Annotated in this window: 14 protein-coding genes and 2 tRNA genes; 2 read left to right on the top strand and 14 right to left on the bottom strand. The window is 65.0% G+C overall.

Annotated features, from left to right (window positions below):
- Window positions 1–111 precede the first annotated feature (111 nt).
- The 10 genes from dnaB to ACI38Z_RS04380 all read right to left on the bottom strand — a co-directional run bounded on the left by dnaB (window position 112) and on the right by ACI38Z_RS04380 (window position 6,751).
- The gene (gene dnaB, locus ACI38Z_RS04425) at window positions 112–1,506 is read right to left on the bottom strand and encodes a replicative DNA helicase (protein WP_439788976.1); all 1,395 of its coding nucleotides are present in this window, start codon (window positions 1,504–1,506) and stop codon (window positions 112–114) included.
- Between the two features lie 456 nt (window positions 1,507–1,962).
- On the bottom strand, window positions 1,963–2,493 hold the full coding sequence (rplI, locus tag ACI38Z_RS04420) for a 50S ribosomal protein L9 (protein WP_439788975.1): 531 nt from the start codon (window positions 2,491–2,493) through the stop codon (window positions 1,963–1,965).
- A 23-nt stretch (window positions 2,494–2,516) separates the two neighbouring features.
- Complete coding sequence (locus tag ACI38Z_RS04415; RefSeq protein WP_439788974.1) at window positions 2,517–3,542, bottom strand: DUF2232 domain-containing protein; 1,026 nt, start codon at window positions 3,540–3,542, stop codon at window positions 2,517–2,519.
- Window positions 3,543–3,570: 28 nt separating this feature from the next.
- Window positions 3,571–3,843, bottom strand: a complete 273-nt coding sequence (rpsR, locus tag ACI38Z_RS04410; protein WP_439788973.1) for a 30S ribosomal protein S18 — start codon at window positions 3,841–3,843, stop codon at window positions 3,571–3,573.
- A gap of 53 nt (window positions 3,844–3,896) precedes the next feature.
- Window positions 3,897–4,373, bottom strand: a complete 477-nt coding sequence (locus ACI38Z_RS04405) for a single-stranded DNA-binding protein (RefSeq protein WP_439788972.1) — start codon at window positions 4,371–4,373, stop codon at window positions 3,897–3,899.
- A gap of 48 nt (window positions 4,374–4,421) precedes the next feature.
- On the bottom strand, window positions 4,422–4,715 hold the full coding sequence (rpsF, locus tag ACI38Z_RS04400) for a 30S ribosomal protein S6 (RefSeq protein WP_439788971.1): 294 nt from the start codon (window positions 4,713–4,715) through the stop codon (window positions 4,422–4,424).
- 303 nt (window positions 4,716–5,018) lie between these two features.
- Window positions 5,019–5,921, bottom strand: a complete 903-nt coding sequence (locus tag ACI38Z_RS04395) for a DUF4013 domain-containing protein (protein WP_439788970.1) — start codon at window positions 5,919–5,921, stop codon at window positions 5,019–5,021.
- A 205-nt stretch (window positions 5,922–6,126) separates the two neighbouring features.
- A tRNA-Ser gene (locus ACI38Z_RS04390) sits at window positions 6,127–6,217 on the bottom strand.
- A gap of 52 nt (window positions 6,218–6,269) precedes the next feature.
- Window positions 6,270–6,360 (bottom strand) — tRNA-Ser (locus ACI38Z_RS04385).
- An 88-nt stretch (window positions 6,361–6,448) separates the two neighbouring features.
- A complete protein-coding gene (locus ACI38Z_RS04380; RefSeq protein ID WP_439788969.1) occupies window positions 6,449–6,751 on the bottom strand; it encodes a DUF1805 domain-containing protein in 303 nt (100 codons plus the stop codon).
- A 121-nt stretch (window positions 6,752–6,872) separates the two neighbouring features.
- Here ACI38Z_RS04380 and ACI38Z_RS04375 point away from each other — a divergent pair, with 121 nt between their 5' ends.
- The gene (locus ACI38Z_RS04375; RefSeq protein ID WP_439788968.1) at window positions 6,873–7,850 is read left to right on the top strand and encodes a trimeric intracellular cation channel family protein; all 978 of its coding nucleotides are present in this window, start codon (window positions 6,873–6,875) and stop codon (window positions 7,848–7,850) included.
- A gap of 143 nt (window positions 7,851–7,993) precedes the next feature.
- On the opposite strand, the gene typA is transcribed toward ACI38Z_RS04375, so the two are convergent.
- The 3 genes from typA to ACI38Z_RS04360 all read right to left on the bottom strand — a co-directional run bounded on the left by typA (window position 7,994) and on the right by ACI38Z_RS04360 (window position 15,856).
- Window positions 7,994–9,832 carry a translational GTPase TypA gene (gene typA / locus ACI38Z_RS04370; RefSeq protein WP_439788967.1) on the bottom strand — a complete coding sequence of 613 codons (1,839 nt, stop codon included), beginning with the start codon at window positions 9,830–9,832 and terminating at the stop codon, window positions 7,994–7,996.
- Between the two features lie 175 nt (window positions 9,833–10,007).
- On the bottom strand, window positions 10,008–10,472 hold the full coding sequence (locus tag ACI38Z_RS04365) for a hypothetical protein (RefSeq protein ID WP_439788966.1): 465 nt from the start codon (window positions 10,470–10,472) through the stop codon (window positions 10,008–10,010).
- 50 nt (window positions 10,473–10,522) lie between these two features.
- Complete coding sequence (locus tag ACI38Z_RS04360) at window positions 10,523–15,856, bottom strand: hypothetical protein (protein WP_439788965.1); 5,334 nt, start codon at window positions 15,854–15,856, stop codon at window positions 10,523–10,525.
- A gap of 145 nt (window positions 15,857–16,001) precedes the next feature.
- On the opposite strand from ACI38Z_RS04360, the gene ACI38Z_RS04355 reads away from it, so the two are divergent.
- On the top strand, window positions 16,002–17,993 hold the full coding sequence (locus ACI38Z_RS04355) for a helix-turn-helix transcriptional regulator (protein ID WP_439788964.1): 1,992 nt from the start codon (window positions 16,002–16,004) through the stop codon (window positions 17,991–17,993).
- Here the strand turns inward: ACI38Z_RS04355 and ACI38Z_RS04350 are convergent.
- A complete protein-coding gene (locus ACI38Z_RS04350) occupies window positions 17,982–20,933 on the bottom strand; it encodes a helicase C-terminal domain-containing protein (RefSeq protein WP_439788963.1) in 2,952 nt (983 codons plus the stop codon). The genes ACI38Z_RS04355 and ACI38Z_RS04350 overlap by 12 nt on opposite strands.
- Between the last annotated feature and the right edge of the window lie 12 nt (window positions 20,934–20,945).

Here is a 20,945-nt window from a genome sequence, read left to right as displayed (position 1 = left end):
GTCAAAAACTGCCTTCGGCGCACCTGCGCCGGCACGTCACAGTATAGGGCACGAGAAGAGCCGCCGCCCTTCTCGCGCCCCCAAACTGACGCCGTATGCAATTCTTCCGCGCTACTCCATGTGCCTGGTGTCGACCTCCACGAACTTGGTGGATCCGGGCAGGAACATGAGCGGCACGATGTTGAGCGGGCCGGAACGGTTCTTCGCGATGATGAACTCCGTCACGTTCATGTCCGGGCGGTCGTCGCGCGCGGCCTCCTCCTCGGTCATGGAGCGGTCCAGCAGGATGACGATGTCGGCGTCCTGCTCGATGGAGCCGGACTCGCGCAGGTCGGAAAGCTGCGGGCGCTGGCCCTTCCTGTCCGTTACCTGACGGTTGAGCTGCGATAGCGCCACCACGGGGACCTCGAGGTCCTTCGCCATGATCTTGATGCCGCGCGACATCTCGGAGACCTCTGTTGCGCGGCTGTCAGCGCGGTGCCCGCCCGCCGGTGGCGAGAGCAGCTGCAGGTAGTCGACCATGACCATGCCCTTGGGCTTGTCCTTGAGCATGCGGCGCGCCTTGGCCCTGATCTCCGTCACCGTCGTGCCCGGCGTGTCGTCGATCATGATGTCGAGCTGCGACAGGTCGCGCGTGGCGTCCAGGATCGTGGGCCACTGGTCGTCCTTGATGTTGCCGCCGCGGATGGCGGAGAGCGGGATCTTGGCCTGTGCGGAAAGCAGGCGCTGCGCGATCTCCGCCTTGCTCATCTCGAGCGAGAAGAACGCGACGCTCGCGCCCGCGGCCGCGGCGTTGACCGCAAGGTTGAGCGCGAAGGACGTCTTGCCCACGCCGGGTCGGGCGCCGACGACGACCATCTGGCCGGGGCGGAGGCCCTGCAGGCTCGCGTCGATCCCGGGGTAGCCGGTCGAGACGCCGATCATCCCCTGGGGGTTCTGGCTCATCTCGCTCAGCTCGTTGTAGAGGTCGCCCATGACGTCGGTCAGGGTCGAGTAGCTGTCGCCTATCTCACGGTTAGTGACGCCCAGCAGGAGGTTCTCGGCGGAGTCCACGACCTCCTTCGTGTCCTCCGGCGCGTCGAAGGCGAGCGCCGTGATCTTGGAGGCCGCCTCGATGATCGCACGGAGCGTCGCGTCCCTGTGGAGGATCTCGACGTGATGCTGCCAGCTGGCGAGCGAGAACGAGTTGGTGTTGAGGTCGAGGATGTAGGCCATCCCGCCCACGCGGTCGAGGTTGCCCGTGCTGCGCAGGTGGTCCGCGAGCGAGACGGGGTCCACGACCTGGCCACGGTCGAACAGCTCGTTCATCGCGCGGAAGATCGCCTTGTGGGAGTAGAGGTAGAAGTCGTCCTCGTTGAGGGCGACAAGGCACTCCTGCAGGACCTCCTGGGAAAGCAGCATGGCCGAGAGTATGCTCTTCTCCGCCGCGAGGTCCTGCGGCATCACGTGCTCCTGCCCGCCGTTCCCACCTGGCGTGGCGTAGCTATCGTACGTACTCTCGGCCATGCTTCTTCCGTTCCTCTCGCGCCTTCGGCACCTTCGTGCCTAAGCGCGCCGTCATGTCTTTGTCAACCCCGCGTAAGAGCCGCCACGCACTATGAACGCCGTTTTGTTGATACCGGGACGCCCTAAGCGGGCATTTCTTGGCTTTTCTCACTTTTCAACAATTTTGGAAAAATGTTGGAAGGCGAGTTTTCAACATCTTGGCTCCACGAGACGCCTTGCGGACGTAAGCTCAGCGGCCTTTCAAGAATAGCCCATCTAACAGCGGAAACGTTGCGTTTCCGCAGGTAGATTGAGTGTCGGTCCCAAACGCAAAGCGCGGGCCACCCGAACGAAAGTCTGTTCGAGTGACCCGTGCTCTTTGCACAAGTTGCCAATCCTTTGGCAGACTGTGGCCCCTACCTGCAATTCCTGTTGAAAATCCCAGCTCAGGGCCACGCCTTTCGCAAGGGTCTGACGCTACTCGGCAGACTCCTCGGCGGCGGGCTGCTCGGACTCGGCCTCTGCGGCCTCCTCGGCAGGCTCCTCCTCCGCCTCGGCCTCGGCGGTCACGCCAACGAGGACGGTGACCTTCGAGCTGATCTCGCGGTAGAAGTTGACGTCAACCACGTGCGAGCCGGCGGTCTTGATGGCGCCACCGGTGGAAATGCGCTTGCGGTCGACCTCGACGCCGAGCTGGTCCTTGATCGCGTCCGCGATCTGAGCGGCGGTAACGGCACCAAAGAGCTGGTCGTTCTCGCCCACCTTGGCGTCGATGGTGACGGACTGGCCGTCGAGCTTTGCCTTCGTCGCGTTGGCATCGGCGATGCGCTTCTCCTCGCGCTTCTCGATGTTGTGGCGGCGCTCCTCAAGCTGCTTGATGTTGCCCGGGGTGGCAGGCTGAGCGATCCTCTGGGGGAACAGATAGTTCTCCGCATAGCCCTGAGCGACCTCTACGATGTCGCCCTCGCCGCCCTTGCCCCTGAGCTCACCCAGAAGGATGACTTTCATGGGAACTCCTTTTGTTGGTCGGCTTACGCCGACTCCTTACTCTCTGTTGGGCCCTGCTGGGACTTCGCCTTCCCGCGAGGAAGCCCGCGGAAGTTTGCCACGAATATGTCCACAAGACCCAGAACGCTCACTATCAAGAAGGACGCCTCGAGGTAGAACGCGACCATCACCAGCAGCGCACGTGTCAGGGGGCCAAGGCCCGCCTTCCTCGCGTACCACAGGGCGACCGCCAGACCCTGGAGCCCCAGGGCGATCCTGGCGGTGTTGAGCACGTTCTCTCCCACCATCTTCACCTGGGAGGACCAGGTCGGCACGTACGGCCCCGCTAGGCTCAGGACCACACCCGCCACGAAGACGATGGCAACCCACACCGGCGCGTCGAACTCGCAAAACGTCCGGGAGGTCCGGGCGTTCCGCTTCCGAGCCGCAAGCACACCACCCACATGGGCGCAGAGTGCCTGCACGATGGCGTTGCTGACGAACGCCATCGGCCAGTAGACCTTGGCCAGTGCGCGGACCGTCGCGATCTGGTCGCTCATGTCGGCACTGGTGGACTGGCTCGCAACCTTGGCGTAGGTCCTCACGGCCTGGTCTATCACGGCGGGCAGGTTCGTGCCGTTGAGATAGGCGTACGTCGCGTCTATCCCAGCGCCCAGGACCGCAAGGACCAGGACGGCAAGGCACTTGACCCCCGTCGAGACCTCCGCCTCCGACCCGTCTCCGGAGAAGGAGAATGCCGCCAGACACCCCACGAGCGCGTAGGGAATCTGCTCGGGACCCGCAAGCACGCACACGAGAACGGCGGACAGGCAGCACACCACGAACGATGAGCGCCTGGACCCCCTCCCGCCTTGGAGCGAGAGGCCGATCCCGTAGGCCGCGATGATGCTCGCGAGCTCAACGCCCGCGAACATGCAGGCCCCGCCCAGCATCGTCCAGAAGAGGGCCCCCTGGACGGCCTTTGGGCCCTTCGTCACTTCCCGTACGCCCTCGTCGCTCCCAACGCTGCCGGGAACGGGCGGGCGGTCGTTTTCAGAAGTGTCAGCCAAGGATGCTACGTCCTTCTCACAGGCTCAACTAGCCGCGATTGCGGCCGCCGCGGCTGGAAACCACGGTGACGGTGTACGGCAGGAGAGCCATCTCGCGGGCGCGCTTGATGGCGACCGCGATGTCGTGCTGATGCTGCGTGCAGGCGCCAGTGACACGACGCGGCTTGATCTTGCCGCGGTCAGTCATGTACTTGCGAAGGAGCTGGGTGTCCTTGTAGTCGATGAACTCGACACCCTCCTTGCAGAACTGGCAATACTTGCGACGCGGCTGGCGCTGTTCAACTTGCCTTTGCTTAGCCATGTCTATTTGCCTTTCGTTCGACGGCCGCCCGAAGGTGACCGCCATCAAAAAATCTAGAACGGGATGTCCTCGTCGTAGACGTCAGCCGAGGGCGGCGTCTGAACGGGAGGACGCGAGGGCTGTGGAGCGCGCGCGGGCGCGGGTGCGGAATAGCTCTGGTAGCCACCATTGCCCTGCTGGCCACCACCCTGCTGTCCCTGGTTCCTGGGCGAGAAGAACTCGACCTCGTCCACGATGACCTCGATCTTGCTGCGCTTCTGACCGTCGCGCTCCCAGGAGCTCCAGCGAAGCTTGCCCTCGATGGCAACCTTCGTACCCTTGGAGAGGAAACGGCTGAGCGGCTCGGCACGGTTGCCGAACACGACGCAATCGATGTAGTTGGGGACGTCCTCCCACTCGCCGGACTGGGGGTTGCGACGACGGTCGTTCACGGCGACGCCAAAGGTAAGGACCTGGGTGCCACCGGAGGTCGAACGCAGCTCCGGGTCACGAGTGAGGTTGCCGGAAATGTTCACCCTGTTGATGCTCATGCTTGCTCACGCCTCTCATCCGCGGGCGCAGGCGCCCGCACTTCCTAACTAGTCCCTGTCGGTGCGACGGACGATCATGTGACGCTTCACCGTATCGTTGATGCGGAGAACGCGATCGAGCTCGGCGATCTGAGCGGGGTCTGCGTGGAAGTCGACGAGGATGTAGTCACCCTCGGTGAGCTTGTCGATCTCAAAGGCGAGCTTGCGCTTGCCCCAGTCCTCGACGTTGTCGATGGTGCCGCCGTTCTCGGTGACAGCGACGTCAATACGCTTGGAGACGCCGGCGCGAGCCTCCTCAGTGGCCGCGGGATCGACAAAATACAGCAGTTCATAAGCCTTCATGTGGTCACCTCCTCTGGGCTAACGGCTCCGGTTTGTGAAGGTATCATCCGGAGCAGGAAAGGTCGATTTGCAATCGTAACACACGAACTTCTCACCCATCCCAAGACGCCGACATTCCCAGACTCACCATACGTTCCCCACACGTCGCATCAGCCCCACGCCTCTTTCACGCGACGCTAGCAAAGCCGGCTTGCATATGGATGTCCCCAGTCTGCGGATAGCTGGCTGGGGACACGTCGTCGCACGTACATGGGTTGTTCTTCTCGCCCTTGGCCCTGATGGGCCACGGGGCGTCCACCGACTCTACAGAATCGTGGGGCCGTCCGATCCGTCGGGGCCAGGCTGGGGCGTCGTGGCAGGCCCATCGGCGGGAGGCTGCGTGGGGTCCTGGGGCTTGGTGGGCTCGGGCAGCGCCGCAGTGGCGGGAAGCGGGTCCTTGCTCGCGCCCCAGTGCGGGACGTCGAAGTTGCGCATCCACAGGCCGACCGCCGTCGTGACGATGAGCTCCTCGAAGTTCTTCGCGAGGCTTGCCGCGTAGCACAGGAGCGCGATGGCCGGGAACACGCCGCTGAGCGCGGAGAGAATCTCGGGCATCCTGACAATCAGGTCGCTGGACGACGTCATTCCCCCGATGCCGAAGAAGAGGTTGACGAGGACGGGCATGAAGATTGCGAGGCCGAGCACGAAGAGGATCACGCCGAAGATGAGCCCAATCAGGAACCCGATGCCCACGATCTTGGCAAAGCCACCAAAGTCGGCCTTGACCATGTCCCAGACCCTGTTGACCTGATAGGCCGCCTTGAAGTTCTGGTAGACCGTCGCACGGAGCGCCACGACCAGGTAGAGCACACCCACGAAGAGCGTGGCGATGTCCAGCAGGAGCCTCACCGTGTCGTTGCCGTTCGCCAGCCTGTTGATACCGCCGTAGACGATGGCCCAGACCACGGCCCAGCCCAGGAACCCTACAAAGCCGCGCCAGCCGCTCTTGATGCACTCGCCCACGCGGACGTTCTTCTGCTTGGGATAGGAGTCCACGCCCCATGCCGTGAGGCGCGCCCACTCCAGGCGGTACCCAAAGGTGCCCAGGGCACCGGCCACGGGCACGAAGTCCGCGATGCCCATCACGAGGAGAACCTTCCACCAGCCTTTGTCATGCGAGAGAAGCTTCCACGACCTCGAGTAGTAGGCGTCTCGTTTGTCGCTCATGCGCACGCTCCTTCTGGATGCCTTGCGGCGCGTCCAACCCTGCGGGCCTCGCGCCCTGCATTCGTTGGGAAAGTATCTTGTATGTCCACTCTAAAGTAAAGCCCGCCGCAAGATGCGGTGGGATTAGAGTCGATTGGTCCCAGCCGCGCCCGCCGCGCAACAAAAAAACGGGCAGGACCCTAGGTCCTGCCCGCATCAGCTCAAATGGCGGAGGAGGAGGGATTCGAACCCTCGTACCCGCAAGGCGGGTAAACGGTTTTCGAGACCGCCGCATTCAACCACTCTGCCACCCCTCCGTGGGGTATTGGCTATTTAAAAGTGGCGCCCGAAGGCGCCACGCAAGTATTCTGGCGGAGAGTCTGGGATTTGAACCCAGGATACGCTTTAGGCGTATACACGATTTCCAATCGTGCTCCTTCGGCCACTCGGACAACTCTCCTCAAAACCGCGGACGTAAGTATACATTACTTTGCGCCGCGTGGCTACTACCATTATTTCTTCAAAAGGCGGAATCTTGCCCAAACCGGCTAGCGGTTGAGGACCTCGGCCGCCTGGGCGCCGGTCATGTCCGCCGTGACGCCGAGCTCGGCCGCCTGGGGCGTCATGCCGGTTATCTTGTTGGCCAGCACGTCCTCAAAGCTTCCGCCCGCAACGCGCACCGCTGCGTCGCCCAGCGCCTCGGCCTTCTCGAGGCTCAGGTAGCCGCACATCAGGTAGCCGCGCTGGCACCTGATCGCGATGAGGGATGCATGTCCTTCTCCCCCAAGCTCGCCAAAGATCATGCCCTCTGCCTTGCCTGAGCCTATCGTCAACATCTGGGTGGTAACCACGGCTACTCCAATCGTCTGGGATTTCGCCCCATTCTTCACTTCGCGGGCGGACGTGTCAATCCGCAACGCCTATATTCAGAGTCCGACCCATGTCACGAACCTTTGTCCAGAGGAGAAGAACGTGCTCCCTTCCCTCATATCCGCCACCGGCCCCGACGTGACCGCCGTCGCGATCCCCGCCTGGCTCGACGCCTCCGCCGTGGCCGTCGGCTCCGTGTCCGGCATCCTCGTCGCGCGCGAGCGCAAGCTCGACCTCGTGGGATACATCGTCCTCGCCATGGTCGGCGGGCTGGGCGGCGGCCTCATCCGCGACATCATCATCCAGCACAACGACGTCTACATGGCAAAGTCGCCCTACGCCATCCCGATGACGGTCGCGGTCGGCTTCCTTGGGTTTCTCTTCCCCAACGCCCTCAAGCGCTTCCCCCACCTGCTCGAGTGGGTCGACATCATATCCGTCGGGCTCTTCGTCGCGGCAGGTACCGACAAGGCGATCGTCTACGGGCTCAACGCCTGGGCGGTGGTGCTCCTCGGCACGGTGACGGGCGTGGGCGGCGGCATGCTGCGAGACATCTTCCTGGGAGACACGCCCCGCATCTTCCAACGCAGCAACTTCTACGCGCTGTGCGCGGTTGCCGGGGCCCTGAGCTACCACATCCTCGTCTTCCACCTCGACGTGACGAGCCAGTGGGCCGCGGCCATCTGCGTGGCGGTGGTCGTCCTGACCAGGCGCGTCTCGCTCAGGTTCAACATCCTCTCCCCCGCCAACGTCAACCTCGCGCCGGCCGTCACGCGGCGCGTCAAGGTCATCTACCACATGGCAAAGGAGGACGGGGTCGAAAGCTCCAAGCGCATCCTGCAGCGCCTTGGCAAGTCAGGCAACTACCAGGTCACGTTCGAGAAACGCGAGGACTCCCAGGACGGCGCGCGCCCTGGCAACGCCAACGGCAACGCTGGCAGCGCGGATGACGACCAGGACGGCAGCCCCGTGATCGACAGGATCATCGTGGAGGACGACGTGGACCTGGGATCGCCCGATGCGGATACGGACGCCGGTCCCAGTTCGGACTCACCTGATACGGACTCCAGCCAAAGCTAGCCGCAAGACGGCCCTCGGTCTCACGGCCCTCAGCACCACGGCCCCGGCCATCCCAAAGCTGCGTGCAACGCAAAGCCGGCGAGAAGAACTTCGCATCCTTCTCGCCGGCTCCTCCTTAACTGCGGCTTGTCTGCCGTCGCAGGCTACTTGTTGACGAGGCCGTTCTTGACGCGCCACTTGCGGCGCTCGGTCTCGGACAGGATGCGCTTGCGCATGCGGATGCTCTTGGGCGTGACCTCGACCAGCTCGTCGTCCATGATGTACTCCAGCGCCTCCTCGAGGGTGAAGCGACGCGGCGGGGTCAGCTGCACGGCGATGTCTGCCGTGGAGCTGCGCTGGTTGCCCAGCTGCTTGGTGCGGGCCACGTTGACCACCATGTCACCGGGCTTGGAGCGCTCGCCCACGAGCATGCCCTCGTAGCACTCGTCGCCGGGGCCAACAAAGAGCTGGCCGCGGTCCTGCAGGGTGCCCAACGCGTAGGCTACGGCCTTCTCGGTCGACATGGAGATCATGGCGCCGTTCTGGCGGCCGCCGATCTCGCCGGCAAACGGGCCGTACTCCAGGAAGTTGTGATAGAACACGGCCTCGCCGTGGGTCACGTTCATGATGCGGGTCTTGAGGCCCATGATGCCGCGCGTGGGGATGCGGAACTCCAGGTGGGTCTGCTGGATGCCTGCGCTCATGTTGCTCATGGTGCCGCCGGCGTTTCCAAAGACCTCGATCACCTTGCCGGAGTAGTCGTTGGGACACTCGACGACGGCCTCCTCGATCGGCTCGAGCTTGTTGCCGTTCTCGTCCTTCTTGAACAGGACCTTGGGGCGGCCGACCTGGAACTCGAAGCCCTCGCGGCGCATCTGCTCCATCAGGACGGAGAGGTGCAGGATGCCTCGGCCGGCAACCTCCACGCCGGTCTTGTCCGGCGTCTCCTCGATGCGCATGGTCACGTTGTTCTCGCGCTCCTGCTCCAGGCGCTCCTTCAGCTGGCGGCCGCCCACGATGTCGCCCTCGCGACCCACGAGCGGGCTCGTGCTCGCCTCGAAGATGATGGAGAGGGTCGGCGGGTCAATCTCGATCGGGTCAAGCTCGACGGGGTTATCGGGGTCGGTGTACACGTCGCCGATGTCGGTGGAGTCAAGGCCCACCACGGCCGCAATGTCGCCGGCCTCGGCCTCGCTGCACTCCTTGCGGCCCAGGTAGTCAAACGTGAAGAGCTGCTTGACCTGGCTCATCGTGCGGGAGCCGTCGTTCTTCACCACCAGGATCTTGTCGCCGTCGTGGATGGTGCCGCTGTAGATGCGGCCGATGCCGATGCGGCCCACGTAGTCGGAGTGGTCCACGGTCACGCACTGCATGGCGAGGGGACCGTCCACGTCCACGTCCGGCGCGGGCAGCGCGTCCACGATCATGTCGAGCAGCGGGTACATGTCCATGTTGCCGTCGTTGGGGTCCAGGCGCGCGTAGCCGTTCACGGCGGAGGCGTACACCACGTGCTCCATCGCGAACTCGAGCTGGTCGTCGTCGGCGCCCAGGTCCATCATCAGGTCGAGGCAGTCGTTCAGGGCCTTCTCGGGGTTGGCGCCCTCGCGGTCGATCTTGTTGATGCAGATCATGATCTGCAGGTTCGCCGCGATGGCGTGGGAAAGCACAAAGCGCGTCTGGGGCATGGGGCCCTCGGCGGCGTCAACCAGCAGGACGGCGCCGTCCGCCATCTTCAGGACGCGCTCGACCTCGCCGCCAAAGTCCGCGTGGCCCGGGGTGTCGATCACGTTGATCTTCACGCCGCGGTACTCGATCGAGATGTTCTTCGCAAGGATCGTGATGCCGCGCTCGCGCTCCTGGTCGTTGGAGTCAAGCACGCGCTCCTGCACCTGCTGGTTCTCCCTGAAGGCGTGCGTCGCCTTGAGCATCTGGTCGACGAGCGTCGTCTTGCCGTGGTCGACGTGCGCTATGATTGCAATGTTCCTGATGTGCTCCTGGAGCATGTCTACCTCTTCTGTCTATCGCCTGGTACCCGCATGACTCTATAACAGCGCCGCGAGGCGCATCGTCTGCGTTTTGGCTTTCCATCTAAACTGCTACCGCATCGCTTGCAACTGGGATGCGTCGTCCTTCTCCCCTGCCTTCGCCTGTCTGCGCCGGGCGAGAAGAACGTGCCGCCTACAGCAGCGGCTCCACCTCGCCGGCGGGCGCGGGCTCCGTCCATGCGAAGCCGTCACCCTCGCCTCTGCCCTTCACGTAGGAGTATGCGGAGTAGGACTTGTAGCCCTTCTCGCCAAACTCCAGGAGCACGGCATCCTGGTAGGCGCCCGACTCGTCGGCCACGGCACCCTCGTACGTTATCGCGTAGCGTACGGGCTCACCGAGGCCCACCTCGGGGTCGCCGTGCGCGTGCCTGAGGTCGCGCACCTTTGCGTGTGCCCCGGCAAGGCACTCCTCCATGCCGTCGTCGGAAAACGCGTACGAGGCCGCGCTGCCGCCGGCGTCCTCCACCACCAGCAGCACGTCCACGTCCTTGCCAGCCGCGAGCAGGTCAAACGCGTCGCCCATCAGGGTGCTGGAAAGCTGGTCGAGCTCGGGGGTGACCCCGTCCTCGCGATGTTCGTCCTCAGCCCTGCGTGCCATGGCCTGCCCTTCCCTACGCTTGCGGTTGCCTTCCAAGTCGAATCCAGTGCCTACGAGCGGCGTATGAGCTCCGCGATCAGGTCGGTCACGTCGACCACCTGGGCGGGGTTCACGTTCTCGGGAACGTCCTCGGACGTTGCGGAAAGCGCGGGTACGCCGCCGGGGCCCACGCCCATGAGCGTGGCTGCTCGCACGGAGTTCTGCATCGCGAGCGTCGCGTCCGTCTCGCCCCAGTCGTGCTTCGCGCGGCCGAGCGGGATGTGGAGGTCCTTGGCGATGTTGAGGAGCATTCTTCCCATGCGCCTGTCGGCCCTGCGCGTGTTGGTCCTACCCTCGTGCGTGAGGAACACGAGGTCGCCCGCGCCGATGGAGTCAAGGTTCACCAGGAAGGCACCCCTGATGTCGCGGCGGTGGTCCGCCAGGAAGTGCTTCATGCCCGCATGGTCCTTGGCGGAGGCGCCAAGCGCCACGAAGTAGATGTCGTGCGCGAGGAGCTCGTCGTCGCTCATGCCCAGCACCGCCTGGCGCAGGTCCTCCTGCGTCGGCTCGGGCGGCATCTGGCCATTCTGCTGATAGGCCCCCTGCTGGTAAGCCTCCTGCTGGTAGGCAGGGTCGTCCCAGTTCTGGCCAGCGGCCTCGGGCTGCTCGGTCGGGGTTCCGTACAGGTCGTAGCCCTCTGCCTCCGCGGGTGCGTCGGCATCCTGCTGGGGCTGCTGATCGTAGGGCTGGTCCTCGTACTGTCCGTCGGCAGGCACGTCGCCCTGGGCGGGATTCGCGCCGTCGGGCGCATCACCCTCGACGACCCTGAAGCCGGCTCGCGTCGTGGCACCGCCCTTCCAGCTACCCTTGCGCTGGTTCTTCTCGCCCTCGCCCTCGTCGGGCTCGTTGAAGTGGTCCCAGTCGCCAATCTTGCGGCCGTCCTTCTTGGCGTCGTAGTCCTCCTCGACGCCAAGCCACTCGCTCATGGATTCCTGTCCCTCGCTTGGGTCGAGCTTCTTGGGACGGCCTCCAAACAGGTTGGGAAGCTTCACCTTGTGATGGGTCGGGGCCTTCTTCCTGTTGCGGTCGACGCTAAAGCGCATGGCCTCGTTCTGCATGGGCTGTGCCCCCTTTACCAGGCCAATCGGCTCTCGCGTGCCAACGGGGCCGGACTCGGCGCGCTCCGCGCCGGCGCCAACGGGCGTGCGTCCGGCGTTGGCGGCCTTCTTGGCACCGTCAAGCGGACCAGATGCAAACGGGTCGCTCGAGGACTCGCTTGGGTCGGGCAGGTCGAACAGCACCGCGCGGCGCGCGATGGAGCTGGCCTCGGGCCGGTACTCGCTGCGACCCCAGTTGGGATCGTCGATGGGACGAGGCTCGGGAACCTTCTCCTGCCTTGCGGCGTCCGGATCGTCCACAGGCGCGTCGAGCCCCGATGCGTCCTTGGATTCCAGCTCGCTTTCCGGCACCTCCTCGTTTGGCGCAAAGTTCAGGTGGGACATCGCCTCTGCAGCGGGGTCCGTGGCGTCCTGATCCCCGGTCGCCTCCGGCTCAGGCTCGACCTGGTCCGACGCGTCAGGAGCGGGCTCCGCCGTCTGACTTGCAGGCTCTTCGCGAGGCGTGACCTCCTCGGACTCCGCCTCTGGCATGGGCTCGGGCTCCTCGGTCGGCGCCTCCGGCTCAACAGCCTGGTCGTTGTCCGGAACGGGCTGCTCCGCGTCGTCGTACAGGGGCTCGATGGGCGAGGCCTCCTCACCCACGCGGGGCATCGGCTCGACCCTGTCCGTGTACTCGTCCCTCAGCGTCGCGGTCCGCTTGAGGGGACGCATGTGCGCCGTGCTCTCAAGCTCCTCGTACGTATCCGACGCGTAGTCGTCGACGGTACCGAGCTTGGTCGTGGCATCCGCGGCATCGCCATCAGACGCGTCCCTGTATCCGTTGTCTTCCTGCGAAGGCGGCACGTTCTTCTCGCCCGAATCGCCTATGACCTCGTAGTCCTCCACGATGGGGGTGTCATCCACAAAGTAGTTGTACTTGGGCGCGCGAGGCTCGACGGCCGGTGCGCTCGGCTCGACGGGAGCGGGCTCCTCCGCAGGCTCCTGCAAGGGAGCCTCCTCCGCGGGGGTCGGCTCCCAATCCGGTTCGGCCGCCGGCGCGGGTTGGGCCGCAGGCTCGGGTTGGGCCGCAGCCTCGGGCTCTTCCGTCACGTCAACCGTGGGAGCCTCGTCCTCGGGCTGCTCCTCGGGAGCTTCCTCGTACGCGTCGGGATAGCTCGCGGCATCGGACTCTATATAGTCCGGCTCTGGTTCGGGCTCTGATTTGGGTTCGGCATACTCAGGCTCGGCTTGCTGCGGCTCGGACTCCACGCCCTCAGCGGGAGCGGGCTCCTCCCCTGCCGTCGGCTCCGTAGGCTCTGCCGGCTGTTCCGGCGCGGGCGTGGCTTCCTCTTCGGTTTCGTCCGAGGGTGCCGCGGCCTCGTCGCTGTCGCCAACGGCCGGCGCGGGTTCGGTCGGCTCGTCATCCCACGAACTCGCGGGCTCGTACTCGTTCATGTCCAGGACGGGCATGTCCATGGTCGAGTCAAGGCTCTCGTTCTGCTGCGTCCCCTCGGGCGAGAAGGACGAGCGCTCGTTCTTGCCACCCTTTCCAAAGGCAGACGCAAGCTTTGCCCGCAGGCCGCTAAAGAAGCCAGGCCTCTTCTCGCCGGAGCGCTCGGACTCGGCGGCATCTTCCACGGGAGCCCCGTTGCTCGAGATCGTCTCCCATGCCTCTTCGCTTGCGGCAGTCGCCTCGTCCTCCGCCGGCGCATATGCCATGTCCCGCATATCGCCGTCAGAGGCGCCCGCGTTCGTAGCATCTGCAGCCGAGGCCTCCACCGGCGCGGCTTCCCGCGCTTCGGGCGCGGGCTCAGTCGCGGGCTCGTCCTCGTTTGCAGGCTCGTCCTCGTAGTACGGAGCAACCGGCTCGTCGTCAACGGGCACGTAGTAGTCCTCTGGACCGTTGGTCGAGCCTTGGTCCTGGGGGGTTCCCTCGGGCTCCGTGCTGCCAGCGGCGGACTGCGCCTCATCCTGGTTGGGCGCCGCGGTGGTAGGAGCAATCTCCGGAAGGTCGATCAGCTTCGACTTACGCGCGTCGGCGTCAGCCTGCGCGTCATCGGTAGGCTCGGCTGCGGGCGCCTCCGCCTGCTGGCTCGGCTGCGTGCCCCACAGCGCCTCGGCTGCCGCAGCGGCGGCTGCGTCCTCGCTGTCATCTGTCTGCTGCGCGGGGACCTCTGGCTCCTGCGGCTCTGCCGGAATCTCGGTCTCGGTCGGCGCCTGTGCCGCCGAGTTGTCCTCGGACTGCGCCGCCGGCGCCATGTGTCCGTGCTTGGGCTCCGGAGTCGGCTCGGGCTTGGGCTCCTCCAGAACCTCGTACTCCTCCACTATCGGGTACTGCTCGTCGTACGTCACATAATGTATGTAGTCGACGGTCGGATGCTCCTGGACCATGTACGGGTTCACGTTCGTCTCGTCCACGGAGGCCGCGGGGTCGTACGGCTCGTACACGACGTCTTGCGGCTGGCTGCCGTCGGTCGCCACGTGCTCGGCAGGCTCGTAGCCCCGCTCCTCCTGAGGAGCGGCCTCCGCGCCCTGCTCATACAGGTGTGCGTACTTCTCCTCGTACTCCTTCTCGAAGTCGGGAATCTCTGGCACCTGGGGAAGCTTCGTCAGGTCGGGCTTCGGACGCGGCGGGTTGTCGTACACGATCTCGCAGTCGGTCGGCAGGATGTTCAGGCTGCCCACAAAGTCGGGGCCGCGACGGACGTTGCCGTCAAACGGGTTCTCCCCAACCTCGGGGATGATGTCCTCAAGCCGCTGGCCGGAGCGCGTCCTCACGTCGTGGGCACCCGTCACGTCACCACGGTTGGTACCGGCGGCGCCGGCGGTCGGCTCGTCCTCGCGGTTGCCTGTCGCCTGCTGCCCGCTCGTCGCGAACCCGTCCTCGGCAAATCCACGCTCGGACGCCGAGGGAGCACCGGCCTCGCCGGCAGCAGTCGAAACCGCGTTGCTACGCTCGGCGTTGCCCTTGCGGAATCCCTGCACGCGTTCCGTCACGCTGTCGGCAGCCTTACGGAAGAACCCGGCAAGGCCCGCCGCCTTCGACGCCGGGTGACCGTCGCCCTGCGGCTGCTCCGTGGAAGCCTGCTCGCGTTCGACGGGAACGGCCGACTCGCGCACGATCGTCTCGTCCACGGGCGCCGTCTGAGGCTGTTCCTCGTACGGCGCCTCGCCCTTCTCGCCATACTGCTCCGCACCCTCGCCCGCGGGAGTCGCCTGTCCCTCGCCGTCGTATGCCGGCGCCTCGGTACCAGACTCATAGGGCTCATAGTACTGACCCTGCTCGGGCGCGTACTGCTGGGCGGCGTCATACTCCTGCGGCTGCGCGTACTGCTCCTGGGCACCCTGCTCGGCGTACGGCATGTCCGTCGCCGCACCGTTCGCCGGCGCGCCCTCGGGCGAGAAGAACTGCCCCTCCTCGTAGCCGGCGGGTGCCTCCTGCGGCGCCATGCCCTCGGGCTGCTGGCCCTCGGCGGCCGCCGCGGCATAGTACTGGTCCGCGCCGTCCTCGGGGGCGGGCTGGTCGTACGCCATCTGCTCCTGCCTGCGGGGGTGGAGTGCGACGTAGCGCTTGGCGGCGTCGTCGTGCGGGGCAACCATGTCCATCACGCCCAGCATCGCCGCAAGCGAGGACTTGTTGTCGCTCGCGCCCGTGGTGCAGGGGGCAAACCTCTGGTAGATTGCGGAGACTCCCACCAGAAGCAGCGGGAGCGACGCCAGGATTCCAACGATCCAGAAGATGCGCCTAAAGCCTTCCGGCAGAAACACCAGCAGCTGGAAGAGCGCGCACAGCGGAACGATCACGCTGCACACAAACGTGGCGCGCCTGATCATGGGCTGGTACGCGGAGATCCCCGGGTGGCTCAGCAGGTCCTCGTTGGGGCTGTCGTAGTGAGCCACGATCACGATGGGGCGGTTGCCCTTCATCACAAGCGGGCCGGACGCGCGGTGGACGCCTATGACGTTCTGGCTCCTGCCGCGCGGGCCAAGGTTCGCCAGGACGTCGTGTCCCGCATACGCAAGTGCCAGGAAGACAAACGAAACCGCCACGAGGATGAGCCCCAGGACTCCCGCCCACGTGGAGAGGAATCCCGCCAGAAGAATGCCAACAAACATAACGATGTAAAGCACATTGTGTGCGAGGTCACCCTGCGACGGGGCGTCAAACTCCTGCATCTGGACGTCGAGTCCGTGCTCTTCCATAAGGGAGCCAATCAGCTCCGCTGCATCGAGCTCCTCCTGGCTATTAGCGGGCGAGATATCGATCTTCTCGTCAAGATAATCAAGATAGGTGCGCGTTGTCGCCATGCTATTGTCCTTTGCCAAGACAACCAAATCCGCTACTACTCCATCGTCAAAGTATACGTCTTATGTCCCCGCGTTTCCCAAACGCGCATAACCTACCTTATATTGGTGCGCGGAAGGGCAACACGGGTCGTAGGGAGTCGCGCTCATGGCAGCAGACAACTGGGATGAAGGGTCGTTCTCATACGAGGAGCGCAACAGCGACGACCTCCAGGCGCTTCGCCTCACCTCGCTCATGATCTGCCTCTCCAACAGCAAGAAGCCGCTTTCCACCGGCGAGCTGCGCGACCTCTACTATGCGGACATGTCCGAGGACGCGTTCGCAAAGAAGTTCCAGCGCGACCGCAAGAGCCTTGCGACCTGCGGAATCGTGGTCCGCGAGGTCGACCGTACGGCCGATGGCGCGCTCTGGGACGTCGACACTGACGCCACGTTCGCAACGGACCCGGGCCTCTCCCTCGAGGACGCGACCCTCATCGACGTCGTCTGCATGCCGCTGGCAAACGATCCCTCGTTTCCCTACCGCGACGAGCTCACGCTTGCGCTCGCAAAGGTAAACCGCAGCTACACGACGGTCGTCGCGTCCCGCGACGCAGGCGAGCCCGGCTCCTTCGACGTCCGCCTCGCAGACCTCGTGGGCGCGCTCCAGAACCGGCACCCCATAACGGCCTCCTACCAGGCAAGGGGCGCGGGCGAGAAGAACTACACCCTCGCGCTGCTCGGCTCCTTTGGCATGAGGGGCAGCACGTACTTCGTGGCCTGCGACTACGACCGCGGCACCAGGCAGCTATCCGGCAGCCCGCGCACCTTCAGGCTCGACCGCTTTGGCAAGGTCAAGCCCCTGGCATCGCATACCTACCAGATACCTGCGGACTTCTCCGTAAACGACTACATCAGGCTGCCCTTCCAGCTTGGGCCCGTCGTCTGCACGGCAGACTTCATCGTGTCCCAGCCCCAGACCGACCAGGCCCTCACGCCAGAGGCGCGTCGGGCGATCTCCTCGTACGGCAGCCTCTCCAAAGACGGTCGCACCTGGACCGTGGACGTGTCCAACCAGGACGTCGCCGCGGCATGGGCCATCGACGTCGGGCTCGTCCCGCAGTCACCCTCGACGCTTGCAGATATCTACAAAAGCAGACTCTCCGCAGCCGCATCGCTCCAGCCCACCGCCACGGAGGAGCCCGCCGCCAATGCGGATGCACGGGCGAGAAGGACGGGGCGCCGGGGCCGCAAGGGCGGTCTGCTCGAGGCCCGCCAGCTCTCCGCGCTTGTCGGCGCGCTCGACCGCGAGGGCTCGACCATCAGTGCCAACGTCGTCGCGCAGCGCCTCGGATGCAGCCTCGACCATGCAAAGCACCTGCTCAGCATGCTTGCCGATGCCTCTGATGACAAGAGCCTCTACAGGCTTCCGTTGCTGCCCGCGGATGACATGAGCGAGACTGTCCTCATGTTCCGCACGCTCGTGGGCAAGCCGCTCCGGCTCACCAGGACGGAGTCCGCGGCACTCATCTCCGCGCTTGGCCACGCGGGTGTCACGCCCGATGACCCCCTGTTCGCAAAGCTCGCACGGGGGCTTGTCGCAAGACCCCTGCAAGACGACCTGCCAAGGGACGTCTCCCCAAAGTCGGGCGTGGCGGATTCTGAGGCAGAGGCCCTGCGCACCTGCTCGCAGGCAATCGCAAGAAACCAGGACCTGTGCTTCGACTACACCTCGTCGCTCTCCAACCAGGCCTCGCGCAGGATGGTCATGCCGCACGGTGTCGATCACGACAACGGTTCCTGGTACCTGGAGGCCTTCGACCTCTCGCGCAACGGCGCGAGGACGTTCAGGCTCGATCGCATGTCCAACCTGCGGCCAGTGCGCGAGGACGCCCGCATCGATCCACCGTCGCTCGCACCCGAGGCGAGCGCCCCCAGGCAGGTCACCTTCGTACTTCTAGACCCAAGTCTTGCGGATACCTTCCACTGGAACAAGACCAGCTTCACGGCGCTCCCGTCGGGCCACGTGCTCGCGCGCTGCGCCTACTTTGGCGGCAACTGGCTTCTCCGCAGGCTTTCTGCCTGCGGAAATGCCATCGCCATCTCGGACGCTGCCCTCTGCGGGGCGGTACGCGACTACGCCAGCTCGCTACTCGTGTGACTTTCGCCACATCTCTATGTACCTGCTCACGTTCTCGCACTCGAGCATGGTGCCCGATGGCTTGGGGAGCGACGTCAGGAACTGCCTGCCATAGCGCTTCGTCACCAGTCGCGAGTCCGCCAGCACCAGGATGCCGCTGTCGGAGGCGGTCCTGATCAGCCTTCCGGCTGCCTGCTTGACCTCGATGACCGCCTCGGGGAGCGAGTAGCGCCACCATGCACGCTGCTCGCGGCGGTCGCGCTCGCGAACGAGCGGGTCGCGCGGGCTCGCAAACGGCAGCTTGGGGATCACGACGCAGCGCAGCGTCTCGCCCGTGGCGTCGAACCCCTCCCAGAACGACTTGAGCGCCAGCAGCGACGAGCTCCTGTCTCGCAGGAAGCTTTCCCTTATGCGCCGGGGAGAAGAACCCCTCTCCTGACAGATGAGCGAAAGCCCGGCCGCATCCAGCCTTGGCTTCAGTATCTCGTACACGCCCTCCATGTCCCTGCGGTTCGTGAACAGCGTGAGCACGGACCCGTCCATCGCGACGTGGACGTCGTACAGAAGGTCTGCCAGGCGCTCGATGTACCGCGGGTCGCTCGGCTGCGGCATGTCCTTCGCAACGATCACGGACATGTTCCTGTCGTAGTCGAAGCTCGAGGCAAGGCGCACGTCCTTGTGCATCGACGCGTCTAGCCTGTCGAGTCCGACAGCATGGTCAAAGTGCTCGAAGCTCTTTCCCACCGCGATCGTCGCGGAGGTGAACACCACGCTCATCATCTCGGGAAGCCACTTCTCGCCGAGGTCGGCGCCAATGTCGAGCTTCTCGGCGTGAAGCATGTCGGAGCCCATGTCCTTTTTCCTGCGCGATATCTGCGCGGAGTAGACGTAGGCCTCGTTCCTGCCGTCCATGATGAGTTTGAGGGAATCGAGCAGCTCTGTCAGGAACCTTCCCGCCTCGGAAATCTCGGCGGCAAGCTGCGGCGCGGTCTTCGCGAGCTCGGTCCTGGCGGACTCGATGTCCTTGGTCGTCTCCTCCAGGCGGTCGACGGCCACCTGCGCGGTCTCGGTCAGGGCCGCCCATTCCGGCGTCTCCCTCACCTCGTCGTCTATCCAGAGGGTCGTGTTGTCGTAGGCTCCGTTCGGGCCGGAGACCCTGCCTAGGTCGTGCAGCGCCACAAACACGTCACCCATGCTGACGGAGGCACGCGCAGCTGCGGCAGCCGCCTTGGTAAGAAGCCTTATGATCAGGGTCGAGCCCTCAAGGCCCGCCGCATGCGTCATCACGTTGTGCAGGGCGCCGCTCTTGGTACCGCCCAGCAGCTCGAAGGCAGCGCGGGTCTTCTCGCCGGACACCTCGACTGCCCACTGTCTGCGCGCCTCGGACTCAAAGCCATGCGCCTCGTCTATCACCCAATGGCGGATGGGTGGCAGTATCCTGCCCTCCATCTCGATGTCGCGCAGCAGGAGCGAGTGGTTGGTGACCACGACGTCGCTTGAGGCGGCTCGCCTCCTCGCGCCATGCACCAGGCACTCGTTGGGGAAGTACGGGCACTTGCTGCGCAGGCACTCGGCGGGCGTGGTCGTGAGCAGGGCCCGCGGCACGTAGCGCCACCTGATGCCGAGCGCGTCCAGGTCCCCCTCGGGCGACTGGCAGCAATACGCGTACGTGACCGCAATCGCCGTCAGGACGTCGGACTCCACGGCAGAGAGCGACTTCGTCGCATCGGAAAGCAACTCGGTCGGCAGGTCGTTTCTCACAGCAAGGTCAAGCCTGTGCAGGCAGGGGTAGTGGTCGTACCCCTTCAGGCTCGTGAACGTGATTCCGCCAAGCGCCTTCGAAACCGCAGGTAGCTCGTGCGATACCAGTTGGTCCGTAAGTGCGTTGCTCTTCGTCGCCACGCCCACGGTCACGCCGTTGCGCTTCGCGAACGCGGCCTCGGGAAGCAGGTACGCCATGGACTTCCCAACGCCGGTCCCCGCCTCGATGGACCTGTGCGTCGAGGTCGCCAGCGCGTCCCTCACCTCGAGCGCCATCTCGACCTGCTCGGGCCTCGGCTCGTACCTGTCATATAGCTTTGACACGGACCCGCCTGGCGCAAACGCGGCCTCAACCTCGTCGCGGCTCATCGCCTTGAGGTCGTCGGCCTTCTCCGCCGCGTCCTGCCTTGGCTGCGCCACAACCTCCCTCAGAAGCTCGTGCCTCAGCGCCTTGAGCGAGAAGGACGTGTCCTCATCCTCGCGCTCAAGTGCAAGATGCCTGATGATTGGCCTGAACTCCCAGTCAACGTCATCATGCATCTGGGCAAGAAGCGTCAGCAGTCCCTCGGGAAGGTCGCTCAGCCCCAGCAGGATGATGCGCCACATCCCGCACAGCGCCTCGACGTCGGCGTTCGCCCGGTGCGTCACGGAGTCGCAGCCAAATGCCTGCGCCATGTCGGACAGTCTGTGCGAGCTCAGCCGCGGCAGCGCGATCCTTGAAAGCGCCAGCGTGTCGATCCAGTTGTCTGTCACGTCCCTGCCGCCGGGCGTACGCTCGATAAACGTCCTGTCAAACGTCGCGTTGTGCGCCAGGATCGGTGCCCCACCCACAAAATCGGCCAGCATGGCAACGGCCTCGGGGGCCTCGGGGGCATCCGCAACGTCCACGTCGCGAATGTGCGTAAGCGCGGTTATCTCCTTGGGGATGGGCCCTCCCGGATGCACGTACGTCTGGAACCTCTCGGATACCTTTCCCTCGGAGATTCTCGCCGCCGCGATCTCGATGAGGTCGCAATCCCTAAAGGAAAGCCCCGTAGTCTCCGTGTCCAAAACGACTATGTCGTCCTCAAGGGGACCAAAGTCGGCCTTCTTCGCACGTTCCGCGAGCGAGAAGTACCGCTTCCTTATCGATTCTGGTGTACCAGGAAGGAGGAGCGACTCCAGAGTCGCCCCTCCCTGCGCCGTTTCGGCCTCTGCCATGCAGTGTCCTTA

Source organism: Parafannyhessea sp., from assembly GCF_051876455.1.
In the GTDB taxonomy this organism is placed as follows: Bacteria; Actinomycetota; Coriobacteriia; order Coriobacteriales; family Atopobiaceae; genus Parafannyhessea.
Note: the sequence above shows the minus strand (reverse complement) of the source record. Positions and strands in the feature narration are given on the sequence as shown.

What these genes read in the sequence shown, in the direction of transcription:
- dnaB (WP_439788976.1), bottom strand. Translation starts at nt 1,506, where the DNA reads ATGGCCGAGAGTACGTACGATAGCTACGCCACGCCAGGTGGGAACGGC.
- rplI (WP_439788975.1), bottom strand. Translation starts at nt 2,493, where the DNA reads ATGAAAGTCATCCTTCTGGGTGAGCTCAGGGGCAAGGGCGGCGAGGGC.
- rpsR (WP_439788973.1), bottom strand. Translation starts at nt 3,843, where the DNA reads ATGGCTAAGCAAAGGCAAGTTGAACAGCGCCAGCCGCGTCGCAAGTAT.
- ACI38Z_RS04405 (WP_439788972.1), bottom strand. Translation starts at nt 4,373, where the DNA reads ATGAGCATCAACAGGGTGAACATTTCCGGCAACCTCACTCGTGACCCG.
- rpsF (WP_439788971.1), bottom strand. Translation starts at nt 4,715, where the DNA reads ATGAAGGCTTATGAACTGCTGTATTTTGTCGATCCCGCGGCCACTGAG.
- ACI38Z_RS04395 (WP_439788970.1), bottom strand. Translation starts at nt 5,921, where the DNA reads ATGAGCGACAAACGAGACGCCTACTACTCGAGGTCGTGGAAGCTTCTC.
- typA (WP_439788967.1), bottom strand. Translation starts at nt 9,832, where the DNA reads ATGCTCCAGGAGCACATCAGGAACATTGCAATCATAGCGCACGTCGAC.
- ACI38Z_RS04365 (WP_439788966.1), bottom strand. Translation starts at nt 10,472, where the DNA reads ATGGCACGCAGGGCTGAGGACGAACATCGCGAGGACGGGGTCACCCCC.
- ACI38Z_RS04360 (WP_439788965.1), bottom strand. Translation starts at nt 15,856, where the DNA reads ATGGCGACAACGCGCACCTATCTTGATTATCTTGACGAGAAGATCGAT.
- ACI38Z_RS04355 (WP_439788964.1), top strand. Translation starts at nt 16,002, where the DNA reads ATGGCAGCAGACAACTGGGATGAAGGGTCGTTCTCATACGAGGAGCGC.
- ACI38Z_RS04350 (WP_439788963.1), bottom strand. Translation starts at nt 20,933, where the DNA reads ATGGCAGAGGCCGAAACGGCGCAGGGAGGGGCGACTCTGGAGTCGCTC.